The organism is Streptomyces sp. NPDC006691 (assembly GCF_042869955.1).
GTDB lineage: Bacteria > Actinomycetota > Actinomycetes > Streptomycetales > Streptomycetaceae > Streptomyces.
Genome location: NZ_JBIAGW010000004.1, coordinates 196,757 through 219,696 on the forward strand (window position 1 = coordinate 196,757; position 22,940 = coordinate 219,696).

Genomic DNA, 22,940 nt, shown 5'->3' on the forward strand with positions numbered 1-22,940 from the left:
CCTCCGTCTGCCGGGAACACTTCGGCGGGCCGTCTCGTTTGATCTCAGGCCCGCTGCCCCGAACCGAGGAGTGCCGTGCCCGATACCACTGCCACCGCCGTCACCGCGTCCCCACTGCCACCGCTCGCGACTCAGGCGGAACGCCTGATTGAGCTCGGGGTGCACGAGCTCGCCGGGATTCCCGCCGACGACCTTCGCAGCTTCGCCGAAGCCGCCTTTCGCGGAGCCGCCGCGCTCGAAGGCGACGGGCTCGGAGGCGACGGGCTCATAGGCTCCGACGCGCTGCTCGCCGTCCACCCGGACCGCGTCCCCGCCTCGGCCCTCGCGCCGCTGCTCCGCCGGGACGGCAAACCCGGGTTCGTGGTCGTCGACATGGCTGACGTCGACCGGTTCGCCCCTTGCGGCGTCGAGTTGCCCGACTCTCCGCTCTACCTCGTCACCGGCCTCGATCGCGGTGACCACCTGGCCAATTGGAGCCCCGAGGAGGCGCTGCCCGCCCTCACCGAGGACGGCCGTACCCCGCTGCTGCTCTCCGAAGGCATCCACTGGTTGCTCCAGCAGCCGGAGGTGCTGGAGCGGAACCGCTGCTTCATGACCATCGGCTCCCGGTTGCGCAAGGCGAACGGCGTCCTGGACGCCCGCACGCCGGCGATCTGGATCAGCAACGGCACGGGGCGGGACGGACGGGAGCGGCGCGACGCCCCGAAGATCGGCTGGTGCTGGTGGGGCAACCGCCACGCCTGGCTGGGCTTCGCGTCCGCTGTGGGACGCGGGGGCCGGTAGCGCTCGGCGACGGGCCCCGATGCGACGGTGGCCCGGGGCCCTGAACACCAGGGCCCCGGGCCACCACCCGCCACCCGCCGCGCGCTGGCGCACGGTGACGCTGAACGCGTGCTACCGCACGGTGACGCTGAAGACGGCGGAGGCCGTGCTGCCACTGACGATGCGCAGCTCGTTCTTGCCCTTGAGGCCCAGCTTGACGCCGAGGGAGTACGAGCCGTTGCGGGAGACGGGCGCGGACGCGGGCAGCGTGACCCACTTGCCGTTCTGCTTCTGCTGAAGCGTCACCTTGCTGCCCGTCTTGAGTCCGGTGGTGGTACCGGTCACGCGGAACAGCTGCCAGGCGCCGACCGACGTGGCCGACGGCTTGGCGGTGATGGCCGCCTTGACGGCAGCGGCCTGCTGAACGGCGGGGGTGGACGCGGCGGGGGAGGTGGCGGGGGAGGTGGCCGCCATCGCGGTGCCCGCCAGTGCGACGCAGGCGGCGCTGAGGGCCCCGACGGTGGCGATGCGAAGGGAGTGTCGCTTGGTGACGTTCATGGTTGTGTCCCTCTCGACATGGAGCATCCGGTTTCGCGCCGAAGGCGAGCTAAGTGATCTAAGTACTCTTGGCGCGGTCTCACCAGGAATGACGGGCCGTTGCCCGAATGCGTTGTCGGCGCTCTGTCACCGTCTCGTAACAGCAGTGCCGCCCGGCTCTCAGGTCGCCGTGACTCCCCCTTCGCGTCTCCCGTCCCCGGCTCGGGGAAAGCCGGCCGCCGGCACATGGATGTCGAGCGAGCGGGCAGGAGGTGCACACATTGATTTCCATCAAAGGCGGCACCGTGACCCTGTCCGTGAGCACCGCTGCAACCGCTTCGACCCGCCGGGCAACGCCCACGGGCCAGGACGAACTGCCGTGGATCGAGGACGGCTCCGCTGTCGCTCCCAAGGACGCCCGAGTGCTGTCCAGGCTGTTCCTGGACCGCCTCCAGGTGCTCGAAGAAGGCACGCGTGAGTACCAGTACGCGCGCAACACGTTGATCGAGATGAACCTGTCCCTCGTACGGTTCGCGGCCGGCCGGTTCCGCAACCGTGGCAGCGGCGAGATGGAGGACGTGGTGCAGGTCGGAACGGTCGGCCTGATCAAGGCGATCGACCGCTTCGACCTGTCCCGCGAGGTCGAGTTCACCTCCTTCGCGATTCCCTACATCGTGGGCGAGATCAAGCGGTTCTTCCGCGACACGACCTGGTCCGTGCACGTGCCGCGCCGGCTCCAGGAGCTCCGGTCGGAGCTGGCCAAGGCCAAGGAGCACCTGGCCGTTGAGCTGGACCGCGACCCGACGCCGCGGGAACTCGCCGCGCACCTGGGCCGGGACGAGGAGGAGATCATCGACGGCATCGTCGCGGCCAACGGGTACACGGCCGGCTCCCTCGACACGTCCGCCGAGAGCCAGGAGTCCGGGCAGACCGCGAGCGGCAAGGCCCGTACGCTCTCGGACTTCATAGGCGCCGAGGATCCCGGCATGGAACGGGTCGAGGACCTGAACTCGCTGGGGCCGCTCATGGAACAACTCAGCGACCGCGAACGCCGCATAGTGAGCATGCGGTTCGGCCAGGAGCTGACGCAGGCGCAGATCGGTACCGAACTCGGCGTCTCCCAGATGCAGGTCTCCCGGCTGCTCAGCAAGATCCTCGCGAAGCTCCGCACGGGCCTGGTCGACGACCCCGCCACCGCGTAGTCCGCCTGGTCCGAGCCGCCTGGCTCAGCATCCACCGGTCGTATCCACCGGTCCAGTGCAGGCGCCAGTACGTCCAGCGGCGTCTCCGCCCCCGCGCTGTCCGCCCGTGCGTACCGTACGTACAGCACGGCGGTCAGCGCTTCTTCACGACCTCGCTTCTTCACGACCTCGTCCCGTACGGAACCCCCAAATGGGGAGGACACGACTGTCGCCCCCGCACGCGCGAACTCGTGTGTGCGTGCGGCCGGCTGCGTCCGGGATGCGGGCGTCACCCCTCACCATGCGCACAGGCACGGTCGGTCCGGCCGGCCGGGATACGCATGCGTCGCAGGAGGTCGCGGCGGCTGCGCAGGGTCCGGTTGCTGCTGCGCCAGGTGATGCCGGGGTGGCGGGATCGCAGGTGGGACAGTGCGCGGGTGTCGAGCCCGGTGCGGTGGAGGTCCTCGTCGATGTCGATGCCGGTGATCATGCCCTCGGCACACTGGCCGCAGGTGCGGTAGTGGATCTGGCCGACGACTCGGCGAATGTGCACCAGGAGCAGCCGTTCCTCGCCGGGGCCCGGCGCGCCCGGGACATGGGTGGAGAGGAACTCGATGTCGCGGTAGGCGAAGAGCCTGCGGCGAAGCCGCCTGCCCAGCCCCCTGCGGCGCCGGTGCCGCCCTGCCTGGGAGGACGCCTCCTCCACCATGGGGGCAGGACGGTGGAGGACGCTCGTAGGACGTGCGTGTAGTCCGGACATGGATTCCGGGTACCCAGCGGACGGAGCCTGATTCGGGGCCACCGTCGAAGGGTGCGTTCAGCGATGCGGCTGCGCCCGGGCGGTACGCCCCGCCGGCATCCCGTGGTCGCTCAGCCTCCCCACCTGGAACCCCCGCTCCTTGCACGTATCGAGGATGCGGGGCAGCGCGCCCAGGGCGGAGCGCCAGGCGCCGGGGGCCGAGGTGCAGTCGGAGTCGTGAAGGAGGACGGTGCCGCCGCCCGTCAGGTCGCGGGTGACGGTGCGGTGGACGGACTCCGGGGTGGCACGAGCCGTCCAGTCCTCGCCCCAGCACGTCCACAGCACCGGTGTGAGGCCGAGCCGCCGGGCGGCGAGGTGTGCCGCACCGGACATGACTCCGTACGGCGGCCGGAAGAGCGTGGGCCGCTGCCCGGTGATCGTCGCCACCGTGTCCCGGGCGCGGACGAGGTCGTCGTACGTGGCGCGTGGGCCGCGCAGAACAAGGGGGCGGTGCCGCCAGCCGTGGATGCCGATCTCGTGGCCCGCGGCCGCCATCTCGCTGACCAGGCCGGGCGAGCGGTGCACCTGAGTGCCGAGCAGGAAGAAGGTGGCATGCGTCTCGCGCCGGGCAAGTAGCCTGAGGAACAGGGGAGTTGAGAGGAAGTCCGGTCCGTCGTCGAAGGTCAGGGCGATGTGGTCCGGGCGGCCCACCCCCGCGAGCCGGGGCAGTACGCGGTTGCGCAGCGGCCCGAACGTCGAGATGACCGGGGCCGTGTGGACGGCGGCGAGGGCGGGCAGCGTGGCCAGGGCGGCCGTGCGCAGGGGGCGGGCGAGGCTCACGAGTGACGGCCTTCCGAGTGGACACCGGGGTGCCGGGCGAAGTCGTCCAGATCGAGGCCGTGCCCGATGGCGCGGGCGAGGACCGGTTCCCCGTACGACGTGGCGACCGCGGTGCCGACGGCACCGGCCCACACGGCACACGCGACCACGCCGGTCACGGCGAGCCGGCGCGACGCGCGGCGCCGACGGCGGGGGGCGGCGGGCGGTACGGCGGCCCGGCTGAGGCCGGCCCGGTACACCCGGGCTATCTCGGCCGCCGGACCTTCGGCCGCCGACCCGGCGAACAGCGCGAGGCCCGCCGCTCGCCGTTCGGGCCCGAGCGCCCCGTCGATCAGATCGTTCAGTACGGTCTTGAGGTCGGCGGGGTTCTCGATCCACACCGCCGCACCCGCCTCGTCCAGGGCCGCGGCATTGGTGAGGCCGTGGCCGGGTATGCAGCGGTAGCTCGCGACCGGCAGGCCCGCGGCGAACGCCTCCAGGGAGGTGAGGCCGCCCGCGTTCTGGACGAGGACGTCGGCGGCGTGCATCAGGCCGGGCATGTCGTCCACCCAGCCGTAGACGTGCTCGATGCCGTCGGCCCGCAGTCGGGCGGCGAGCGTCTCGTTCCGGCCGCAGACCACGACCGGTACCGCGGCGCCGCAGTCGCGCACTTCCCGTGCCACCTGCCGGACCGGGCCGACGCCCCAGGATCCGGCGACCAGCAGGGCGAGCGGGCTGTGCGGCGGGAGTCCGAAGCGGGCCCGCGCCCGAAGGCGTTCCCGGCGGTCGCACGGCCGGAAGCGCGGGTCGGCGACGGGGCCGCTCACCCGCACGTCCAGGGCACCGACGGACCGCGCCTGGAAGGCGGGTACGGCGTGGGCCGCGAGGTGTACGTCCACGCCGTCCGCCACCCACAGGGGGTGCACGGAGAAGTCGGTGAGATAGGTGAGGACCGGGACGTTCAGCCGCCCGGACCGGCGCAGATTGCCCAGCACTCGGCTGGCTCCGGGGTAGGTGGACACGACCGCGCCGGTGTCCGGGTGCAGGGCGCCCAGCACGCGGCTCTCCGCCGTGCGCAGCAGCGCGCGTGCCACCGGACCGCCCCCTCCGGCGCGCTCGGTGCCGGCGTAGATGCGCTGGTAGGCCCACGGCGCCCGGACGAGCAACCGGTGGTACCCCTCCTGGACTGCCAGTCCGAAGCGAGCGGGCAGCAGGTCCAGGAGGTCGTGCCGGTCGACCGTGAAGCCGTCGGCCATGAGGCGGCGGGCCAGCTCGGCGGCCGCGCCGTCATGCCCCGCGCCGATGCTCGCGGAGACGATCGCGATCCGGCCGGAGAGGCTCGCCTCGCCCCGCGGGCGCGGTGGGGGGCCCGCGGGCGCGGGCCGGGTGAGAGTGCGTCCGGCTTGGGGCATGGGTGGTCCTCCGCCCATCGGAAGAGCGCGCCAACTCTACAAGATGTAGTAGGTCGCAGGTCGAAGCCCGGAGCATACCTCCTACAGCTAGTAGGAGGTGCTCGGGGTAGCCTGACGGCTCGATCGAAGACGTGCGGTCGGACAGCGACGGCAAGGGCGACGGGAGGCGGTGGCGGTGAACGGCCCGAAGAGGGACGAGCCTGCCGGGTCCGGCAGGCGGGCGCGCGGCGCGCTGGAGAGCGATGTGCTGGCCGCGCTGTGGGCGGCCGACGGCCCGCTGACAGCCCGCCAGGTCATGGAACGGCTGCCGGGCGAGCTGGCCTACACGACCGTGCTCACCATCCTGTCCCGTCTCCATGACAAGGCCATGCTCGTACGGCAGCGGGAAGGGCGCGGATACGCCTACGCACCCGTCCGGGACGAGGCGACGCACACCGCCCGCCGTATGCGCTCCGTCCTTGAGGAGGGCTCCGACCGCGAGGCGGTACTGGCTCGCTTCGTGTCCGAACTCTCCGCCCAGGACGAGGAGTTGCTACAGCAGCTGCTGTCCGGACACGACGTCGGGGACGCCGGGGGCGAACGCTTCGACGGCGGACGGTGAGCCCGTGCTGATCAGCGTCTACATACCGTTCGTCGTCACGACCGTGCTCACCGTGCTCGCGCCGCCCATGGCGCGCGGGCTCACCCCGCGCCCCGCCGCATGGGCCCTGGCCTGCGCCGCACTCGTCACGGCTGTCGGCTGGGCGGGCTCACTCGCCCTTCTGGCGTTCACCGGCATCGCGCAGATCCCCCAAGTCGCGGCCGAGGGCCACTGGTCGGCGGCCGCGGTACGCGCGCAGGACCCCGTGTACGTCACCGTCGCGGTCGCCGGGGCGCTCGTTCTGGCAGCCGGTGTCGGCAACTTGAGCGTGGCCGCCTTCCGTCAGGTCCGCCAGATCGTACGGTTCCGCAAGGAGTGCGCCGACCTGCCCGGCGACACTGAGCTGAGCGTGCTCGACGACGACGCCCCGCGGGCGTTCGCCCTGCCCGGCGCGCCCGGCCGGATCGTCGTGTCCCGAGGGATGCTCCGTCGGCTCGGCAACGAGGAACGCGCGGCCCTGCTGGCACACGAGCGGGCCCATCTGCGCGGCAGGCACTACCTCTTCCTCGGCCTCTGGCAGCTCACCGCCGCGCTCAACCCCCTGCTGCGCCCGCTGGCCAAGGCCGGCGCCTTCGCCCTGGAACGCTGGGCCGACGAGGAGGCCGCGGTAAGGGTCGGCGACCGGGCGGTCGTGGCCCGAGCCGTGGGGCGCGCCGCCCTCGCGTCCGCCGGCGCGGCGAGCCCCGGAGTCCTCGCGGCCACCGGTGGTGAAGTGCCGCAGCGGGTAAGGGCGTTGCTCGCGCCGCCCCCCGCCCGTCGCAGTCTGCCCTTCGCGGCGGGCGCCCTGCTGCTGGCCGTGTGCTGCGCGAGCCTGGCCAACGCCGCCTCGGACAGCGACGAACTCGTCGACAGCGCGAAGCGGGTGCGGTGCGCGGAACTTCTGGGGGCGACGGCCGCACAGCCCACGGGTGCACCCCGGCCCGCGTCCGCCTTCCACTGCGGCCCCCACCACGAGGGCGAACACCGCTCCTAGCGGCCCACGGCCCACGGCTCCCGGCGGCCGACCGCCCGTCGTGGCCGCCCGCCCGCCTCGGCCGGGCGCCCGTCGTGGCATCCTCCTCCGCCCAGGTGCCGTCGGGGTGGTCCGAGCCGGTTAGGCCCGGCCGCCTCGGCCGGTGTCCTCCGTCGGCCGGGCGGTGGGCTCGGGCCAGGTCCGTCGTACCTGGGCATCGGTCATCGCCGAGGTGTGTGCGACGGGGCCCTGGCGCAGGCCGAAGCCGAGCAACAGGACTTCGGCGTAGCGCCGCCAGGCGTCGGGGGCGATGTCGTGGGTGCGGTCGGCGACGGCGCCGATCATGTACAGGAAGGCGTACACGTCGGCGCTCGCGAAGTCCTCGCGCACCGCGCCCGCCGTGACCGCGTCCCGTACCAGGGCGTCCACATGTCGTCCGAGGTCGTCCCGCATGCGGGCGATCGGCTCCGCGTCGGTGCCCGCGTGCGCGAGGACGGTCTCCAACACCCGGTCCTCGGCCCGCCATTGGGCCGCTTCCAGCAAGTAGTGACGCAATGCCTGTCCCGGATCGGCGTGCTGCCCGGCCGCCGCCGCGAGTCGCAGGAACGTCGTGAACCGTTCCGTGAACAGCGCGTCGATCAGGGCCTGGAGGTCCGGGAAGCGCCGGTACACCGTGCCGACTCCGACGCCGGCCTCGCGCGCGATCTCATTGAGGGTGACGGCCGGCCCCCGTCGCGCGATCAGACGCTCTGCCGTCCGCATGATCAGCCGGCGGTTTCGTTCCGCGTCCGCTCGTAGCGGGCGCTGCGGCTCGGGGGGCTCGGCGGGCTCGGGGGTCACACCGCGACATTCTCCACCACGCCCGACCGGCGCGGCTGCCCGGCCAGGAGCAGGACCCCCGTCACGGAACTCCACAGCAGCCACGAGTACACACCGCCGCGCTCGAACACCCCGGCCGTGCCGGCCGAGGCCCCCACGAACGCCTCGCTGAGCAGTCCCAGCGCCCCGAGCACGATGCTGAAGACGCGGTACGCCCTGGGGAGAGCGAGGGAGCGCAGTGACCCGGCGATGATCGCCAGCGCGTTGGCGCACAGGATGCCGACCGCGGCACCACCACCGTGGATGGCCAGGCCGACGCTCACCCCGCCGCGCGAGCCGTGGAACAGCCCGACCAGCACCATGCCCGCCCCGTGGGCCAGGGCCAGGGCGACGACGAGGCGCCGGGTGCGCCCTGTGACCAGGTGGGCGAGCAGGACGACGCCGAAAGCGAACAGGATTCCTTCGGCGATGAAGGACGTGTTCATCAGCGCGTGGTCCGGCGAGCAGATGTCGCGACCCTGGAACTGCGTGCCGCAGTCGGGCACGCCGAGGTCGCTGATGTAGTTGGCCGCGTAGCTGTACGGAGGATCGCTCCAGGCCGCCGCGGCGACCGCTTCGCTGACCACCCACTGCACGGCATTCACCACTAGGACGGCCGCAGCCAGCGGAAGCCGAACTCTGCGCTGCATGGGCGCTCCACTCCGGGCGTCGGGGCTCTGTCGGCGGACTGGGAAAACTGTAGCACTAAGTGGATAGATTGATCCGGTTAGGAGTCGCGGCGGCCGGGGCCATCGCAGGACGATCGTGAGCGATCCACTGGCCGCCGGCCCCGGTGAGCGGCCTCGATAGTCTGCTCGGCGTGATCAACTCATACGAGAACGCTGACGACGCGGCCGTCGCGACAGCCGGGGCGCGGGCGGGCGCGGACGTGGTCCGCGCGCTGTACGGCCGGCGGCTCGACCGCATCGACAAGGGAGCGGGGGACTTCGCCACCGCCGCCGATGTGGAGGCCGAGCAGGCGATCCTCGCCGTCATCCGTGCCGCACGCCCCGGTGACGCGGTGCTCGGCGAGGAAGGCGGACAGTGGGGCGCCGACGGCGCCGAGCGCCAGTGGTTGGTGGACCCCCTGTGCGGCACGCTCAACTACGCCGTCGGCAACATGCTGGTGGCCGTCAACGTGGCCCTGCGCGGCGGCGCGGCGGCGACGACGGACCCGTTCGGCGGCGAGACCTTCTTCACCGACGGGGAGAGCGCGTGGATGCGTCGGGACGGAGCCGACGACACCCCTCTGACGCCCTCGTCCGCGACGTGCCTCGTGGACGTCAACCTGGATCCGCCGTTCCCAAGTGCGCCCGGATTCCGGGCAGTTGACCTGCTCGCCCACCCCGGATTCATTGAGCGTTTCCGCCCCCGGGTCGTCTCCACGACCCTGGCGCTCGCCTGGGTCGCGGCCGGAAGGCGCGCGGCGTACGTCACCGATGGCGGTGATCTCTCGGGGAGCGTGCACTTCGCGGCCGGGGTGGCGCTGTGCCGGGCCGCCGGGTGCGTCGTCACCGGGATCGACGGCGCCCCGCTCGGTACGGCGGGGCGTGGGTTGCTGGCCGCCGCCGACGAGGAAACCCACGCGCTGCTGATGTCGATGATGCGCGGCCGGACCTGACGGGGTGCCCCCGAAGCGCTCCGGTCAGTGCGTCAGCCAGTGATGGTCCGGCAGGAACCGTACGTCGTACCGCTCGGGAACCGTCGCGAACTTCTCGCGCCCCGGAATGACCGGCTCCGGCGGGAGGCCGTGCTGGGTGGTCGGAGCGCCGAGGTTCTCGAAGAACCGCTCGAACGTGCCGCCTGGGCCCGCCGCGACACCGACGACCTGGCTGTGGTGGCGCTCCATGCGATAGGCGTGGGCGCAGTTCTGCGGCACGAAGCCGAAGTCGCCCGGTGTGAGCAGCTTCTCCTGCTGGTTGCCCTCGGTGTCCTCGACGAACAGCCGGACCGCGCCATGCGTGACGTAGAAGACCTCGTGCGTATCGGGGTGCAGATGGGCCGGGATCAGATCGCCCTTGGGGCCTTCGACGGTGAAGAAGTTGAAGGCGTTGCCGGTCTGCTCCCCGCCCGCGTAGATGGTGATCAGATCACCGAAGAGGTGGGCCCGGTCGCCCTCGCCCTTCTCGATGAAGTACGGCTTGGTCGGATCGTTCGGTATCCGCGAAGCGCTCCGGTAGCGGGTGGTGTACTCGATGGTCATGCCGGCTCCTCGATCGACTGCCCAAAGGAATGTCAGGTAGCCTGACATTAGAAGGGGTGCGCGGGCAAGTGGGACCGCGGCAGGCGGCCGGGTGCGGGCCCCGGGTAGGTGGCCCGGCCGGAGGGCCGACCCGGCCGCCCTTCCAGTACCGCCGTAGCGTCCGTCTCGTCGCCCCGTGTCGCCGAAACCGTGAGGACCCCATGGATTCCACCCGCCGGAGCCTGCCCCAGCTTTTGACCGACGCCAGGCGCTGGTTCGAGGACGGGCTGCTCAGCGCCATGGAGGCGACGGGCGCCACACCGGTGTCGCCGGCCCAGGCGCAACTCTTCGCCGTCCTCGACGACCACGGCACGACCGTCTCCGAACTGGCGCGACGCACAGGGGTGACCCGCCAGACCGCACACCAGGCCGTGCACGGCCTGGTCGAGGCCGGGCTCCTCGTCCAGCTTCCCGATCCGGGCTCTGCCCGGCGGCGGCTGATCCGGCGCACCGCCGAAGGCGAGCGCGCACATCACCGGGCGACCGCCGTCCTCGACCGGCTCGAAGGCCAGCTCGCCGAGCGGATCGGCAAGGACGCGGCCGACGCACTGCGCGCGGCGCTTGAGGCGCCCTGGGGCGAGCCGCCCGCTTCGGTGCGTTGACGCGTCCAACAGCGCATGGAACAGACTGTGGGGGCTACTCGAATGGCCACGCTCCCCTGCATGAAAAGAGAAACAGGCACGTGCCTCCACCGTCCCGTTCAGCCGCCCTCGGTCGCCCTCGCCTCGCCGCCACGGCCAGGCGGCTGCGTACCGCGCTGCGCGACACCGCCGTGGCCGTCTGGAACGACAACCTGTCCGACTGGGCCGCGTCGCTCACCTACTACGCGCTCCTCGCCCTGGTGCCCGCGCTCCTGGTCACGGTTTCGGCGATCGGCCTGGCCGCCCCGCAGGCGACCGGGCAGCTCATCGACGACCTCACCGCCTACGCGCCGGCCCAATCGGCAAGCGCCCTGCGCGACGCGCTCCGGCAGATGACCGCCACCCAGTCCACCGTGTGGGTCCTGGTGGTGACCGGCGCGGTGAGCGCCCTGTGGTCGGCCTCCAGCTACCTCGCGGTGTTCCGGCGGGCGCTGCACGCGATGCACCAGATGCCCGACACCCGGCCCACCCTGCGCAGGGCCCACACCATCGTCGCCACCGCGCTCCTCCTGCTCGCCCTGCTGCTGACCGGCTCGGCGGTGATCGTGCTCTCGGGCCCGGTCGCCCGGCGGGCCGCCTCACTGGTGGGAGTGCACGGGAACGACGCATGGGCCGCGTTGCGTTGGCCCGTGCTGCTGTGCGTCGTGGCGGTCCTGGTGCTCATGCTCTTCCGCACCGGCCCCGCCGAGGCGAGGGGCGTTCGTCGCGGACTGCCCGGGGGAGTGCTGGCCGTGGTCCTCTGGTACACGGCATCCGCGCTCTTCACCCTCTACGCGAGCCACATCGCCTCGTACACCCGGCTCTACGGTTCGCTGGCCGGTGTGGTCGTCTTCCTCATCTGGCTCTGGTTCACCAACCTCGCCCTCCTGATCGGCGCCCAGTTCAACGCGAGCCGCAGCCGACTGCCCCGGGTGGGCCGCGCATCGTCGTGAACCGGTCGGGCATCGGGCTTGTGGGCGGCGGCTGTTGACCCCTTGAGCGCGATGACGCGGTTGAGGCGGGCCAGCTGCCGGCCCGTGTAGCAGCGGTAGCCGGTGGCCGGGTCGACATGGGCGGGGCGCAGCAGACCGGTCGCGTCGTAGTGACGCAGCATCCGGACCGATACGCGGCCGTGCCGGGCGAAGTCTCCGATGGTGAACATGATGTCTCCGAGTTCAGCGCCCGACACGGTGTGGGGCGGTCACCACGATGTGCCCGACCGTACGGACCGTGGGACTGGGTTCGTGACCTGTTTCGGCGCCGGCCGCAGGTGTCAGTGGCGTACCGCGGCGCCCGTGTTCTGGTCGCCCTGCGTGACGTGGTCGGGGTATGTGCGGGAGCAGTGGAGCATGCCGACGATGGCGAGCGCGACCAGGGCCGCGACGGTGCCGGCCAGGGCGGCGTAGCCGAAGTGCTGGGACGGCAGGCTGCGGGCCAGGAACGAGAAGACGGTCAGGGGGAGGAAGGCGAGGACGAGCGCGGACGCCTTCATGGGATCCGCCTCGGAAAGCGCCGGGAATCAGGCGGTGGCGGCCGGAAGGTGGTCGGCGAGGTAGTCGAGCATGGCCGTGTGGGTCAACCGCCGTCCCGTGGGCTGGCAGTGCCAGTTGGTTCCCGAATCGTCGGTGAACTCCATGATCTGCTTCTCGCCGGGCAGCAGGTCGAACAGCTCTCGCGGCTGACCGGGGAAGAACTGCTCGTCCGCCGGGTCCAGGACGAGCAGGGGGGTGGTGATCCGGCCGACGACATCACGGACCTGGTAGGCACGAACTTCGTTGAGCAGGTCGAAGAGGTTGTCCGACACGTAGGGCTTGCTGCGGAAGGCCAGGGTCCGAGCCCGGGCCGGATCGGCGTGCGCGCGCACCGCCGCGTCGAACTCCTCCCGGCGGCCGGCGTCCAGCAGCTTCAGCAGGGGCTCGGGCAGGGCCGCCGTCCACGACGCGCCGACGTCGACCACGCCCGGGTCGGCCACCGCGGCCCGCAGCCGGTGCTCGAACGCGAGCGCACGGGTGAGCCAGTAACCGCCCTGGCTGATGCCGTATCCGACCAGCGCCTCACCGTCGACGTCCGCCCGGCCCACGAGCGTGTCGATGACGGGGGTGAGGACTGCTTCCCAGTCGGGTCGGAACCGTATCTCGTGCTCGAAGAGCATCGACTGCTGACCGGGGCCGTCGAAGAGGAAGGCGTTATAGCCGCGCGCCAGCGCCTCCCCGGCCCCGTAGCTCAGCAGGCTGGGCAGGGTGCCGTCGCTGCCGTTGGTCACCACCAAGGTGGGACGTGCGGCTCCCGAGGCGTCGGGGCGCAGCAGATAGCCGGGCAGTTCACGCCCCTCGTAGGGGATGGAAACCCGGACGTGGTGGCCGTCGGAGGCGTCGACGGCACGGTCCCAGCAGGCACGGTGCGTGCGGAAGGTGGGCAGGAACGCGGACTGGTCGGCCATGCCGTCGATGAAGACCACGGCCTTGCCGTAGTACTGGGAAGCGGCCACCAGTGCCCATCGGGCGGTGTCTGCGTGCCCCGCGGCGAGCGCGGCGTCGCCGCGGGCGGCGAAGTCGGCCGCCAGATCGCTCCAGGCCACGAACCAGCTGTGCGCGTCACCGTCGGCGATACGGTCGATCGTCGCCAGCACCGGTCCGACGTCCCCGGTTCCGCAAGCCGTCGCCCCCAGCATGATGCGCGTCTCGTAATCGAAGTCGGCGTCCTCGAAGAAACCGCCCCGGGCAGTGAGACGCCTCGTCAGTGCCATGGCCGACCCGTATCCCGGGCCGCGCACTCGACACCGTCGTGCCCCGAACACACGCGGTCGGCCGCCCGCCCGTCCTGGAGAAGAGGACGAATATCCCCCATTCAGAGTAGTGCGGGCGGCGACCGAGCGCGCTTCGAGCCGCTCCGAAGACGTCGGCACCGGCAGGGGCGCCGGGGACGCCCGCCGTCGTGTCTCGGAAAAGTCCGGTCGGACCACGAGGCCGTGGGGGCTCCGGCCGAGGTACGGGAGCTGTCGCGCGGGACGGGGCCGCGCTTCGGCGATCGGCGCCCAAGGGGGCACTACGGTCGGAACGTGCACCAACCGACCACTGCACCGCCCGCCCCGCTCCCGGCAGGAGCCCGGCACGCCTCCTGGCTGGAGCTGTTCTTCGACCTGGTAGCGGTCGCCGGTGTCGCACAGCTGGCCCACCTGCTGTACGGCGACCCCGATGCTCACGACATCGCCTTGTATCTCCTGCTCTTCGCAGCCTTCTGGACGGTGTGGATCTCCTACACCCTGTACGGCAACGTGGCGGCGGAACGCACCCGGACCCGCACGCTGCTGCTGGGCATGGCGGCTCTGACGGCCATGGCGGCAGCCGTGCACGGCGTGCAGGAAGGGGACCGGAGCCGTTCCTTCGCCCTCGCCTACGTGCTGGCCCGGCTCTTGGCCGGCCGCGTCTGGCAACACCGCCACCAAAGGGTGCAAGGCTGGCCGGCCGCGCGCTCCACCGCGGGCGTCGCACCCTGGATCGCCTCAATGTGGGCCGAGGAGCCGGCCCGCCTCTGGCTGTGGGCCGCCGGACTGGCGATCGACCTCGCACTCGGCGTAGCGATCGCCGCGCGCCACACTGCCGGGCGATCGTCCGACCGCAGCGAAGACAGGCGGCCGCTTCCCGGCGGCGCCGACGGGAGCGGGGACGACGGCGCGGGTCCGCCGGACGCGGACAACGAGCCGGCGGTCGCCCGGATCGACGCCCCGCACCTCGCCGAGAGGCTGGGGCTCTTCATCCTCATCGTCCTGGGCGAGGGCATCTACCAACTGGTCGACGCTCTCTCCGAGGGCCCAGGGACGCCCGGCCGCCGCCTCAGCGCCTCCGCGGCCTTCCTCACCCTCGTCCTCATGTGGTCGCTCTGCCTGCGACGCGGCCTGGGTGGCATCCCTATGCTCCGCACCGCCCCCACCTTCGGCGCCATACTGGCCCTGCACTGCTGCACGGCGGCGGCCGTCGCCGCGCTGGGCGCCGGACTCGGAGGAGCCGTCGTCGGCCCCGGCAGCACACGACCGGACCAGAGTCTGCTCATGGCAGCGGGTGCTGGTGCCTATGTCGTGATCGCGGCAGGCATGGGCACTCGGCACGCTTCCCGCAAGCGGATCTGGCTCCTGGCAGGAGCCCTCCCCTCCGCCGCGCTGTGCGCCACAGTCGCACTGACCGCACACGACCTGCCTGCCAGACACCAGACCTGGCTGATCATGACATCCATCGCCTGGCTGTCCGCCACCGCCCGCATCATGTCCCGGGAACCATGAAACCGCACCTGCGGGACCCGTTGACTGTTGACCGGCCTGCTCTGGTGGCCAGGGAGGCGCCGACCGCCGCTCTCCGCTCAGGCCTGCGGGTCACGCATGGGAAATGGCGTGACGATCCCGCTGTTCGAACGCACCCAACCCGATCACGCAGGCCCGGCCGTCCTTCCATGGGACTTGGGCATGGATGCAAAATACGGGGGTAATCGGGCCGCGTCGACGGCGGCGCAGGGTCGGCGACGGCAGCCGGCTTCGTAGGGCGGAAGGGGTGTCATGGCGCTCAGCGGCGCGACGGCGACGGCAGGATCCGGGACGAGCATGCGGGTGCGCGAGCCCGCAGAGCTGCCGCTTGTGGCCGATGCCTCCCGCCTGGCCCCGAAGGATGCCCGGGAGATGTCCCGGCTGTTCTTCGACCGGCTCGCGCTCCTGGAGGAGGGGACGCCCGAGTACCAGTACGCGCGGAACACGCTGATCGAGATGAACATGTCCCTGGTCCGCTTCGCGGCCGCCCGCTTCCGCAGCCGCGGTGACCTGGAGATGGACGACATCGTCCAGGTCGGCATGATCGGCCTGATCAAGGCGATCGACCGCTTCGACCTGTCCCGCGAGGCCGAGTTCACCTCGATCGCCGTTCCCTACATCACGGGCGAGATCAAGCGGTTCTTCCGCGACACCACCTGGGCCGTGCACGTACCGCGGCGGTTGCAGGAAGCCCGCGTGCAGCTCGCGCGTGCCACGGAGGAACTGCACAGCAGGCTCGGCCGCACTCCGACGGTGAAGGAACTGTCGGACCTGATGAGCCTTCCCGAGGAAGAGGTGCGCGAGGCGCGCATCGCCTCCAACGGCTACAACGCCGCCTCGCTGGACGCGACCATCGGCGGCAGTGCATCCGGTGAAGCAGTCCTGCGGGACTTCATCGGAGCCGAGGACCAGGCGCTGGAACTGGTCGAGGACGTCCACTCGTTGGCTCCGCTGCTCGCCGAACTCGACGAGCGGGACCGGGAGATCATCCACATGCGGTTCGTCGAAGAGCTCACCCAGGGCCAGATCGGTGAGCGTCTCGGCATCTCGCAGATGCAGGTGTCCCGACTGCTCTCGCGTACTCTCACCCGGCTGCGCGCCGGCATGCTCGCGCCACACTGACGAACCGGCACCGGTGGCCGCCCGATATCGGAACGGGTAGGCGGCGCAGGCAGGTTGACGACTCCGAGAGGTCGCCGGATTTGATGAGGCGGAGTCGGATTCGATGAGGCGGAGGGCTAGGCGGAAGCCGCGCCGAGACGGAGGTGGGCGACGATCTGCTTGCCGTCGTCCAGGGGGACGGTACGCAGCTGCTCGCACAGGCGGGTGACCAGGATGAGGCCGTGCCCGCCGATGCGCCGGGGGTTGGGGGTCCGCGGTTCGGGCGGGTCGAGACAGCCGTCCCGCACGGTGATGCGCAGCAGAGCGGCGTCCGGCAGAACCTCCAGAGCGAGATGTCCCGGGCCCGGCGCGTGGCGCAGCGCGTTCGTCACCAGCTCGCTCACCACGAGCTGGGCGTCCTGGGCCGACCGTCCATCGGGCTCGTGCCCCGCCCGGACCAGCAGGGCGCGTACGGCCGCCCGGGTGTCGGAGATCGACAGCTCTGTCGTGTTCCAGGCCGCGCTGTAACGCAGAGACGCCGTGAAGTCCTCTGTGCCCGATGCGCGATTCCTCAGCGGGGTGACCATAGAGCTCCTCTTACGGGTCGGTCCTCGGTCTTCCATTACGGGACTTCATTACTGGCTGTCGTCACTAATGGTTGTCCTTCGCGCAGGTTCGCTTACCCACTGTCGTCCCATCCATGAGGCCCGGGTGCTAGCTGATCGGAGCGGGGCCGGTGTCGGCGATGGTGAAGTAGTCGTGCATGCCGGTGACGGCGAGCAGCCGGGTGACGGCCGGCTGGAGCGGGCCGACCAGAATGAGGTCGCGGCCGTCGGCCTCGTGCCGGCGCCTGGCGTTGAGCAGCGCTCCCAGAAGCATGCTGTCGCCGAAGGTGACCTGGGTCAGATCCACCGCCGTCGTGGGCAGGGCCGCGAGGTCGGCCGCGTCCCAGGCGGCTTGGAACGCCTCCGCGTCGTCGTAGTCCATCTCGCCGCGCACGGTGATCAGGCAGACCTGCCCATGCTGCGCGACGTGCACTTTCTCCTCGAAGGCCGCATGCATGGTGCCATCCTCACATCAGGGCCAGACATCGGACCAAACCCCTCTCGCCAGCCAGTTTCTGCCTCGGAGTGCCCGGGAATGGACGGCCTATTCCTCCTGAGGGGCGAGGTGACTGCGGGTGACCGCATGTGATCGCTCCGCGTCGTGTCCACGACTCGACATGAGTGTGGGCTCCCCGCCTCTCGATCGGGCGGGGAGCCCACATGTGCCGTGTGTTGGGTTGGTGTGCCGGGTGGCTGGTGCTTACCAGCGGTACCAGCGGCCGCTTCCTCCCTTGGGGCGGGCGACGAAGCCGACCAGCCAGACGACGAGCACGATGATCGCGATCCACCACAGGGCCTTCAGGGCGAAGCCCGCGCCGAAGAGGATCAGAGCCAGCAGAAGAACGAGAAGCAGGGGAACCATGATTATCAACCTCCGAGCCGGCGAATTCCCCCGTGCGACGAGCCCACACGGGCCCAGCGCCTGTTTCGAGAAATTCCTGGCCGGGAATCGCCTTTTCCCTCTTCAGCGAAGTGGCGGGCGGAGTGGATCGCAGGGGCGGCGGGCCCGGTCGCGAAGGGAAGGGGAGCCGCCCCGTTTGCGGCGCTGGATCGGGGACATCCGGCTCCTTGAGCGGAAACCCCCCACCGTGGTTCAAGGGAGTTGATTGTTGTGGCAGGCGACGAGAAGGCGAAGTCCAAGGTCGAGCAGGCCAAGGGCAAGGTCAAGGAGAAGGCCGGAAGCGCGGTCGGCAACGAGCGCCTTGAGGCCGAAGGCCGGGGCGAGCAGGTGAAGGGCGACGCCCGGGGCGCCAAGGAAAAGGTCAAGGACGTCCTGAAGGACTGACGACCGACGGATACCGCTCCGAAAAACATGCATGTGGCCGGGCCCGCGTCGATCGACGCGGGCCCGGCCACATGCATGTTCCGGGAATTCCGCGGATTGCCACCTGGCCGTGTCAAGTTGTGACGAGACGTCAACAGGGCTGTGGGACGAATGCAGTTGGCTTGTACCCCGGTGAAAGACTTCGGACGAGCGAAGACTTCGGACGAGTTCGGATGAGGTGGAGAACATGGTCGGGCTGGTATTGGTCGTCCTGCTGGTGCTCGTCGTCGGCGGGTGCGTCTGTGTGGTGTGGGCGGAGCGCGGCGGGCCCCGGTGGGTTCGCGGAGTGTCGGCGGCGACGCTCGCCGCGGGTCAGCTCGTACGTCACTCGCGGAAGAACCGCCGCCGGGGCTGGAAGGGAACGTCCGGCGAGGGCGACTAGGGACCACGCGGTGATCGGTCCGTCGGTCGGCACCGCCCCGGGGCCGAGTTCCTCCGCGACCTGACGAGCCCCGTCCCCTCCCGGGCTGCGCGCGCTGGACTTGTCGTCTAGAGTTGTGGAAGAAGTCCAGATGGCAGGTTCGAGGGTGGGGGTCTGGTGGCACGCACGGTGAACGGTGGGCCGGAGTCGGGCGGGCGCGAGAGCGCCGTCCCGATGCCGTCCAAGGACGAGGACGAGCACCTCATTCGTGAGGCGGAGGGGATCGCCGTAGCGCTGGGCCGCATGTTCCCGGGCCTGTGCGAGGTGGTGCTGCACGACCTGCGCGATCCGCAGCACGCGATCCGGGTGATCGAGAACAACCTCTCGGGCCGCGAGGTCGGCGACTCCGCCACCGAACTGGGCCTCGCTCGTATCGAGGACCCCGCATACCCCAGCGTGATCCAGAACTACCCCAACCGCTTCCCCGACGGCCGCCCGGCCAAGAGCACGTCCATCGGGATCAAGAACGCCGCCGGTCGGTACATCGCGGCGCTCTGCCTCAATCTCGACGTCTCCGTGCTGTCACCCGTCACGCTCGCGCTGACGAACCTCGTGGCCACGGACACCCAGTACCGCGAGCAGCCCGTGGAGACCCTGCGGGACCGCAACGCCCGGGCGTTGCGCCGGGCGGTGGAGGAACTGGCCGCCGAGCGCGGTGCGACGCCCCGTTCGCTGGGGCGCGAGGACAAGAAGGCGCTGGTGCGGCAGCTGCACCAGGACGGCTATTTCGACTCGCGGGATGCCGCGCAGGCCATCGCGGACCTGCTCGGCGTATCCCGGGCGACCGTCTACAACTACGCCAAGTGAAGGGGCACTTCGTGACCGCCCCAGGACGTACGGACGACAGTGACATCACGGTCTTCGGCAGCTCCGCAACCGGCTGCCAGGACCTGTACTCGGGCCCCGCCCTCCTGAAGAAGACGGACATCTCCCTGTGAACACCCCCGCCCACACGGCCCGTTCCGAAGCTGCCGGCCCCGACTCCGCCGGCTCCCAAGCCGCCAGGACCCTGGCCGATCCCGATACCCCCTTCGCCGTCGTCGATGTGCACAAGATGCGCCGCAACATCGACCGGCTCGCGACTCGGGCCGACGGCTTGGGAGTCGGCCTCCGCCCTCATGTGAAGACGGCCAAGTCCCTCGGCGTGGCTGCCTTCCTGCACCACGGCGCCCCCGGCCCCGTCACCGTCTCCACGCTCGCCGAGGCGGAGGCGTTCGCCGACGGCGGTTACACCGACATCACGTACGCCGTGGGCATCGATCCCCGCAAACTCCCGCGCGTCCTCGCGCTGTTGGGCCGCGGAGTCACGTTGCGCATCCTGCTGGACAGTGCGGAGCAGGCGGAGTCCGTGGCCCGTGCCTCGCACGAGGCCGGCCTTCGCGTCCCCACGCAGATCGAGATCGACTGTGACGGCCATCGTGGTGGCCTCAAGCCCGACGCGCCCGAGCTCATCGAGATCGGGCGCGTCCTGCACGAAATGGGCTGTCTGGACGGGGTGTTGACCCACGCGGGGGAGTCGTATTTCGCCTTCACCGCCGAGGAGCGGCGTCTGGCGGCGAAGAGCGAACGCGACAGCGCCGTCGGCGCGGCAGAGCGGCTGCGGGCGGCCGGTCTGCCCGTGGCCACCGTCAGCGTGGGGTCCACTCCGACCGCGCACGCGGCCGAGGATCTCACCGGCGTCACCGAACTGCGCGCCGGCAACTACGTCTTCTTCGACCTGGTGATGGCCGGCCTCGGTGTCTGCCGTGTCGACGACCTCGCCCTGTCGGTCGTCGTCACCGTCATCGGCCACCGCCCCGAATACGGATGGCTGGTCACGGACGGCGGCTGGATGGCCATGTCCCGCGATCGCGGCACCTCCGCCCAGGCGCAGGACCAGGGCTACGGCCTGGTCGCCGACCTCGACGGCAACCTCATCCCGGACGTGGTCATGACGGCCGCCAGCCAGGAGCACGGCACCCTCACCGCCCGCGACGGCGCCTGCCTGCCCGAGCTGCCCATCGGCACCCGGCTGCGGATCCTGCCCAATCACGCCTGCGCCACCGCCGCCCAGCACCGTGGCTACCACGTCGTTGACAGCACCCGGAGCACGGAAACCGTGCCGGAGATCCAGGACTTCTGGACGCGCGTGACCGGCTGGTGAGCCGCGACCGCCCGAGCGTCCCCGACCGGGTGCGCACGGGTGTTTCCACGCTTCCGGCCCGATGCGTTCCCGGCCCGATGCCGGTGGCCCGTGCCGCACGCGACGCGCACCACCGCACGCGGGCACCACATGGGCCGGGTGCGCCGGCCGGCCTCGGGGGTGGGATCCGGGCGGCCCCCTGGGACGTACACTCCACCCATGGGTTGCACATGCGTGGTGAGGGAGTGCCTGAGTGGCGCCCCGCGCGCGCTGTGCCCCACCGCGCCGCGCATCCGCTGTCGCGCGCTGCACGGCTTTGGCTAGCTTGAGGCAGCCGTTTCCCCACGGACCCGGTTCCGGTCCTCCTTTCCGTACGCAGAGCGCTGTCGGCCCCTCCGGGCCCCCGCTCCCGTACGCGTTCCCTTCTCCGGTTGTTCGCGTGCTTTCCCCGGTCGCTCACACCACCGAGCCGTCCGTCGCGCACCTCCCGCACGCTTCCGCACCGTTCCCGCGGCCCTCGGCGCGTGCCGTCACCGTTGTCGGTGACGGCCGGACGTCCGGCTGGACCGCACCATCGAGAGGACCTCCATGAAGTTGACCGAATTGCTGGCCGGGCACGACCACGAGGTCCTCCTGGGGGATCCGGGGACGCACATCACGGCCGGTACGTGCTTCGACGCGCACCGCGTCTCGCCGGGGGCCCTGTTCATCGCGGTGCCGGGACACCGCGAGGGCGGCCCCGAAGCCGTAGGTCCGGCCCTCGCGCGCGGGGCCGTCGCCGTGCTCGTCGACAGCGCGACCCCGGACCTGCCGGCCTCGGTGTGGGCGACGGAAGCCGCGGTGTGTGTCGTACGGGTGCCCGACGCCCGGACCGCCGCCGCGTTCGTCACCTCCCGCTACTACGGCGAGCCGGGGCGGGACATGGACATGGTGGCCGTCACGGGCACCAACGGGAAGACCTCGGTCTCGTACATGGTCGAGTCCGTGCTCCGGCTCGCGGAAGGCGCGCGGGTGGGGGTGATCGGGACGGCCGGCAACCGGATCGGCGACGCGCTGATCCCCATGCCGCGTTCGGTGCTGACCACTCCGGAGGCACCGGACTTCCAGTACCTGCTGGGCCAGATGCGCGACCGCGAGGTGGGCACCGTGGTCCTGGAGGCCACGTCGATGGGCCTGCTGCACCACCGTGTGGACCATGCCTTCATCGACGTCGGCATCTTCACCAACCTCACCCAGGACCACCTGGACGACCACGGCACGATGGAGAACTACCGGGATGCGAAACTGCGCCTGTTCCAGGGGCTGTGCCGCCGCGCGGTGGTCAACGCCGACGACCCGGTGGGTGCCGGGATCGGAGCGTTGATGCCCGGGGAGGTCACCACGTACGCCCTCGACGCGGACGCGGACTTCCGGGCGACCGAGCTGAACATGGACGCCTTCGGCACGCGCTTCACGTTGCACCACGGCGGGCGCAAGTACCCCGCGGCGATCCCCGTACCGGGGCGCTTCTCGGTGTCCAACGCCCTTGCCACCGTGGCGGCTTGCCATCTCCTGGGACACGACCTGGCGGGTCTGGTGGCCGCGCTGGAGCGGATGCCTCCGGTGCCGGGACGCTTCGAGCGCTTCCAGACTCCGCGCGGCACGTCGGTGATCGTGGACTACGCGCACTCGCCCGACTCCCTGGACAAGGTGCTCACCGCCGTCCGGGAGTTCGCCACCCACCAGGTCATCACCGTCTTCGGCTGCGGCGGCGACCGGGACACCACCAAGCGCGCGCAGATGGGCCGGATCGCCGGCACCCACTCCGACCGGGTCGTCCTCACCTCGGACAACCCCCGGAACGAGGACCCCGAGGCGATCCTGGACCAGATCACGCCGGGCCTGGTGGCGAGCGACACCCGCTTCGAGCGGTGCGCCGACCGGGGCCGGGCCATCGCTCTCGCCCTGTCCGTCGCCGGGCCGGACGACATCGTCCTGATCGCGGGCAAGGGGAGCGAGCCGTACCAGATCGTCGGCGAACAGCTGCTGCCGTTCAGTGACATGGCGACCGTACGCGAACTGGCCTCCGCTCAGGCGTAGTTGACGGCCCGCGTCGTGCGTGCCACCGGGGCCGGCGAGAGCGATCGGGAGTGAACGCCCCGGCGCCGTGGCAGCCGGGCGGTGGCCGGCGACGGGCCTTCGGTCCGCGAAGTCCGGTACGGCCGACGCCGGGAGCCGCTTCGGCGGTGCGCATGCCTGGTGCCGTTTACCGGGCCGCCGGCACCGCGACATGATGCTGATCACCTTCGCGGCCAAGGGCTTGGCGGGGACG

The 22,940-nt window shown here is 71.2% G+C and carries 26 protein-coding genes and 1 pseudogene; 14 read left to right on the plus strand and 13 right to left on the minus strand.

Annotation, left to right across the window (positions count from 1 at the left end; translation table 11 throughout):
- The first annotated feature begins 75 nt into the window (after nucleotides 1-75).
- Nucleotides 76-783, plus strand: a complete 708-nt coding sequence (locus tag ACFYNP_RS10935) for a DUF5701 family protein (protein ID WP_388784639.1) — start codon at nucleotides 76-78, stop codon at nucleotides 781-783.
- A gap of 111 nt (nucleotides 784-894) precedes the next feature.
- On the opposite strand, the gene ACFYNP_RS10940 is transcribed toward ACFYNP_RS10935, so the two are convergent.
- The gene (locus ACFYNP_RS10940) at nucleotides 895-1,320 is read right to left on the minus strand and encodes a hypothetical protein (protein ID WP_388784642.1); all 426 of its coding nucleotides are present in this window, start codon (nucleotides 1,318-1,320) and stop codon (nucleotides 895-897) included.
- A gap of 290 nt (nucleotides 1,321-1,610) precedes the next feature.
- Here ACFYNP_RS10940 and ACFYNP_RS10945 point away from each other — a divergent pair, with 290 nt between their 5' ends.
- Nucleotides 1,611-2,501: a SigB/SigF/SigG family RNA polymerase sigma factor gene (locus ACFYNP_RS10945; protein ID WP_388410891.1), complete on the plus strand. Its 891-nt coding sequence runs from the start codon at nucleotides 1,611-1,613 to the stop codon at nucleotides 2,499-2,501.
- Between the two features lie 268 nt (nucleotides 2,502-2,769).
- On the opposite strand, the gene ACFYNP_RS10950 is transcribed toward ACFYNP_RS10945, so the two are convergent.
- Genes ACFYNP_RS10950 through ACFYNP_RS10960 form a run of 3 tightly spaced genes read right to left on the minus strand, consistent with a single transcriptional unit; the run spans nucleotide 2,770 to nucleotide 5,450 of the window.
- On the minus strand, nucleotides 2,770-3,240 hold the full coding sequence (locus tag ACFYNP_RS10950; RefSeq protein ID WP_388410549.1) for a hypothetical protein: 471 nt from the start codon (nucleotides 3,238-3,240) through the stop codon (nucleotides 2,770-2,772).
- Between the two features lie 57 nt (nucleotides 3,241-3,297).
- Nucleotides 3,298-4,059, minus strand: coding sequence for a polysaccharide deacetylase family protein (locus ACFYNP_RS10955; RefSeq protein ID WP_388784645.1), 762 nt, complete (start codon nucleotides 4,057-4,059; stop codon nucleotides 3,298-3,300).
- Nucleotides 4,056-5,450, minus strand: coding sequence for a glycosyltransferase (locus tag ACFYNP_RS10960; RefSeq protein ID WP_388784648.1), 1,395 nt, complete (start codon nucleotides 5,448-5,450; stop codon nucleotides 4,056-4,058). Before ACFYNP_RS10960 ends, ACFYNP_RS10955 begins: the two co-directional genes overlap by 4 nt.
- A 175-nt stretch (nucleotides 5,451-5,625) precedes the next feature.
- On the opposite strand from ACFYNP_RS10960, the gene ACFYNP_RS10965 reads away from it, so the two are divergent.
- A complete protein-coding gene (locus tag ACFYNP_RS10965) occupies nucleotides 5,626-6,051 on the plus strand; it encodes a BlaI/MecI/CopY family transcriptional regulator (RefSeq protein ID WP_388784651.1) in 426 nt (141 codons plus the stop codon).
- 4 nt (nucleotides 6,052-6,055) lie between these two features.
- Nucleotides 6,056-7,063, plus strand: a complete 1,008-nt coding sequence (locus tag ACFYNP_RS10970; protein WP_388784654.1) for a M56 family metallopeptidase — start codon at nucleotides 6,056-6,058, stop codon at nucleotides 7,061-7,063.
- A gap of 120 nt (nucleotides 7,064-7,183) precedes the next feature.
- Here ACFYNP_RS10970 and ACFYNP_RS10975 read toward each other — a convergent pair whose 3' ends face one another.
- Entirely contained in the window at nucleotides 7,184-7,882 is a 699-nt protein-coding gene (locus ACFYNP_RS10975) for a TetR/AcrR family transcriptional regulator (protein WP_388784657.1), read from the minus strand.
- On the minus strand, nucleotides 7,879-8,550 hold the full coding sequence (locus ACFYNP_RS10980; protein WP_388410531.1) for a DUF998 domain-containing protein: 672 nt from the start codon (nucleotides 8,548-8,550) through the stop codon (nucleotides 7,879-7,881). The genes ACFYNP_RS10975 and ACFYNP_RS10980 overlap by 4 nt, the downstream gene beginning before the upstream one ends.
- A 170-nt stretch (nucleotides 8,551-8,720) precedes the next feature.
- On the opposite strand from ACFYNP_RS10980, the gene ACFYNP_RS10985 reads away from it, so the two are divergent.
- Nucleotides 8,721-9,521: an inositol monophosphatase family protein gene (locus tag ACFYNP_RS10985; protein ID WP_388784659.1), complete on the plus strand. Its 801-nt coding sequence runs from the start codon at nucleotides 8,721-8,723 to the stop codon at nucleotides 9,519-9,521.
- A gap of 24 nt (nucleotides 9,522-9,545) precedes the next feature.
- Here ACFYNP_RS10985 and ACFYNP_RS10990 read toward each other — a convergent pair whose 3' ends face one another.
- Nucleotides 9,546-10,103, minus strand: a complete 558-nt coding sequence (locus tag ACFYNP_RS10990; RefSeq protein WP_388410526.1) for a quercetin 2,3-dioxygenase — start codon at nucleotides 10,101-10,103, stop codon at nucleotides 9,546-9,548.
- Nucleotides 10,104-10,303: 200 nt separating this feature from the next.
- On the opposite strand from ACFYNP_RS10990, the gene ACFYNP_RS10995 reads away from it, so the two are divergent.
- Together ACFYNP_RS10995 and ACFYNP_RS11000 are read left to right on the plus strand one after the other, a co-directional pair.
- Nucleotides 10,304-10,744 carry a MarR family winged helix-turn-helix transcriptional regulator gene (locus ACFYNP_RS10995; protein WP_388410523.1) on the plus strand — a complete coding sequence of 147 codons (441 nt, stop codon included), beginning with the start codon at nucleotides 10,304-10,306 and terminating at the stop codon, nucleotides 10,742-10,744.
- Between the two features lie 80 nt (nucleotides 10,745-10,824).
- Nucleotides 10,825-11,715, plus strand: a complete 891-nt coding sequence (locus ACFYNP_RS11000; protein WP_388410520.1) for a YihY/virulence factor BrkB family protein — start codon at nucleotides 10,825-10,827, stop codon at nucleotides 11,713-11,715.
- 41 nt (nucleotides 11,716-11,756) lie between these two features.
- Here ACFYNP_RS11000 and ACFYNP_RS11005 read toward each other — a convergent pair.
- The 3 genes and pseudogenes from ACFYNP_RS11005 to ACFYNP_RS11015 all read right to left on the minus strand — a co-directional run.
- Nucleotides 11,757-11,924 (minus strand): annotated as a pseudogene (locus ACFYNP_RS11005) (MerR family DNA-binding transcriptional regulator); the annotation flags it as partial.
- A 111-nt stretch (nucleotides 11,925-12,035) separates the two neighbouring features.
- Nucleotides 12,036-12,254, minus strand: coding sequence for a hypothetical protein (locus ACFYNP_RS11010; RefSeq protein WP_388784662.1), 219 nt, complete (start codon nucleotides 12,252-12,254; stop codon nucleotides 12,036-12,038).
- Nucleotides 12,255-12,281: 27 nt separating this feature from the next.
- Nucleotides 12,282-13,508, minus strand: a complete 1,227-nt coding sequence (locus ACFYNP_RS11015; RefSeq protein WP_388784664.1) for an alpha/beta hydrolase family protein — start codon at nucleotides 13,506-13,508, stop codon at nucleotides 12,282-12,284.
- Between the two features lie 312 nt (nucleotides 13,509-13,820).
- Here ACFYNP_RS11015 and ACFYNP_RS11020 point away from each other — a divergent pair, with 312 nt between their 5' ends.
- Both ACFYNP_RS11020 and ACFYNP_RS11025 read left to right on the plus strand, forming a co-directional pair.
- Entirely contained in the window at nucleotides 13,821-15,038 is a 1,218-nt protein-coding gene (locus ACFYNP_RS11020; RefSeq protein ID WP_388410513.1) for a low temperature requirement protein A, read from the plus strand.
- A 270-nt stretch (nucleotides 15,039-15,308) separates the two neighbouring features.
- A complete protein-coding gene (locus ACFYNP_RS11025; RefSeq protein WP_388784667.1) occupies nucleotides 15,309-16,178 on the plus strand; it encodes an RNA polymerase sigma factor SigF in 870 nt (289 codons plus the stop codon).
- Between the two features lie 116 nt (nucleotides 16,179-16,294).
- Here ACFYNP_RS11025 and ACFYNP_RS11030 read toward each other — a convergent pair whose 3' ends face one another.
- The 3 genes from ACFYNP_RS11030 to ACFYNP_RS11040 all read right to left on the minus strand — a co-directional run bounded on the left by ACFYNP_RS11030 (nucleotide 16,295) and on the right by ACFYNP_RS11040 (nucleotide 17,624).
- Nucleotides 16,295-16,744, minus strand: a complete 450-nt coding sequence (locus ACFYNP_RS11030) for an ATP-binding protein (RefSeq protein WP_388410510.1) — start codon at nucleotides 16,742-16,744, stop codon at nucleotides 16,295-16,297.
- Nucleotides 16,745-16,871: 127 nt separating this feature from the next.
- Nucleotides 16,872-17,219 carry an STAS domain-containing protein gene (locus tag ACFYNP_RS11035; protein ID WP_388410507.1) on the minus strand — a complete coding sequence of 116 codons (348 nt, stop codon included), beginning with the start codon at nucleotides 17,217-17,219 and terminating at the stop codon, nucleotides 16,872-16,874.
- A 243-nt stretch (nucleotides 17,220-17,462) separates the two neighbouring features.
- Complete coding sequence (locus ACFYNP_RS11040) at nucleotides 17,463-17,624, minus strand: hydrophobic protein (protein WP_100575597.1); 162 nt, start codon at nucleotides 17,622-17,624, stop codon at nucleotides 17,463-17,465.
- A gap of 249 nt (nucleotides 17,625-17,873) precedes the next feature.
- Between ACFYNP_RS11040 and ACFYNP_RS11045 the strand changes: the two genes are divergently transcribed.
- From ACFYNP_RS11045 to ACFYNP_RS11065, 5 genes are all read left to right on the plus strand, one after another.
- Nucleotides 17,874-18,047, plus strand: coding sequence for a CsbD family protein (locus tag ACFYNP_RS11045; RefSeq protein WP_167151788.1), 174 nt, complete (start codon nucleotides 17,874-17,876; stop codon nucleotides 18,045-18,047).
- 226 nt (nucleotides 18,048-18,273) lie between these two features.
- Nucleotides 18,274-18,468, plus strand: a complete 195-nt coding sequence (locus ACFYNP_RS11050) for a hypothetical protein (protein ID WP_388784670.1) — start codon at nucleotides 18,274-18,276, stop codon at nucleotides 18,466-18,468.
- Nucleotides 18,469-18,681: 213 nt separating this feature from the next.
- Nucleotides 18,682-19,314 (plus strand): transcriptional regulator, encoded by a 633-nt coding sequence (locus ACFYNP_RS11055; RefSeq protein ID WP_388785267.1) that lies wholly within the window; start codon nucleotides 18,682-18,684, stop codon nucleotides 19,312-19,314.
- A 127-nt stretch (nucleotides 19,315-19,441) separates the two neighbouring features.
- Nucleotides 19,442-20,650, plus strand: coding sequence for a DSD1 family PLP-dependent enzyme (locus ACFYNP_RS11060; protein WP_388784673.1), 1,209 nt, complete (start codon nucleotides 19,442-19,444; stop codon nucleotides 20,648-20,650).
- 567 nt (nucleotides 20,651-21,217) lie between these two features.
- On the plus strand, nucleotides 21,218-22,708 hold the full coding sequence (locus tag ACFYNP_RS11065) for a UDP-N-acetylmuramoyl-L-alanyl-D-glutamate--2,6-diaminopimelate ligase (protein ID WP_388784676.1): 1,491 nt from the start codon (nucleotides 21,218-21,220) through the stop codon (nucleotides 22,706-22,708).
- The last annotated feature ends 232 nt before the right edge of the window (nucleotides 22,709-22,940 follow it).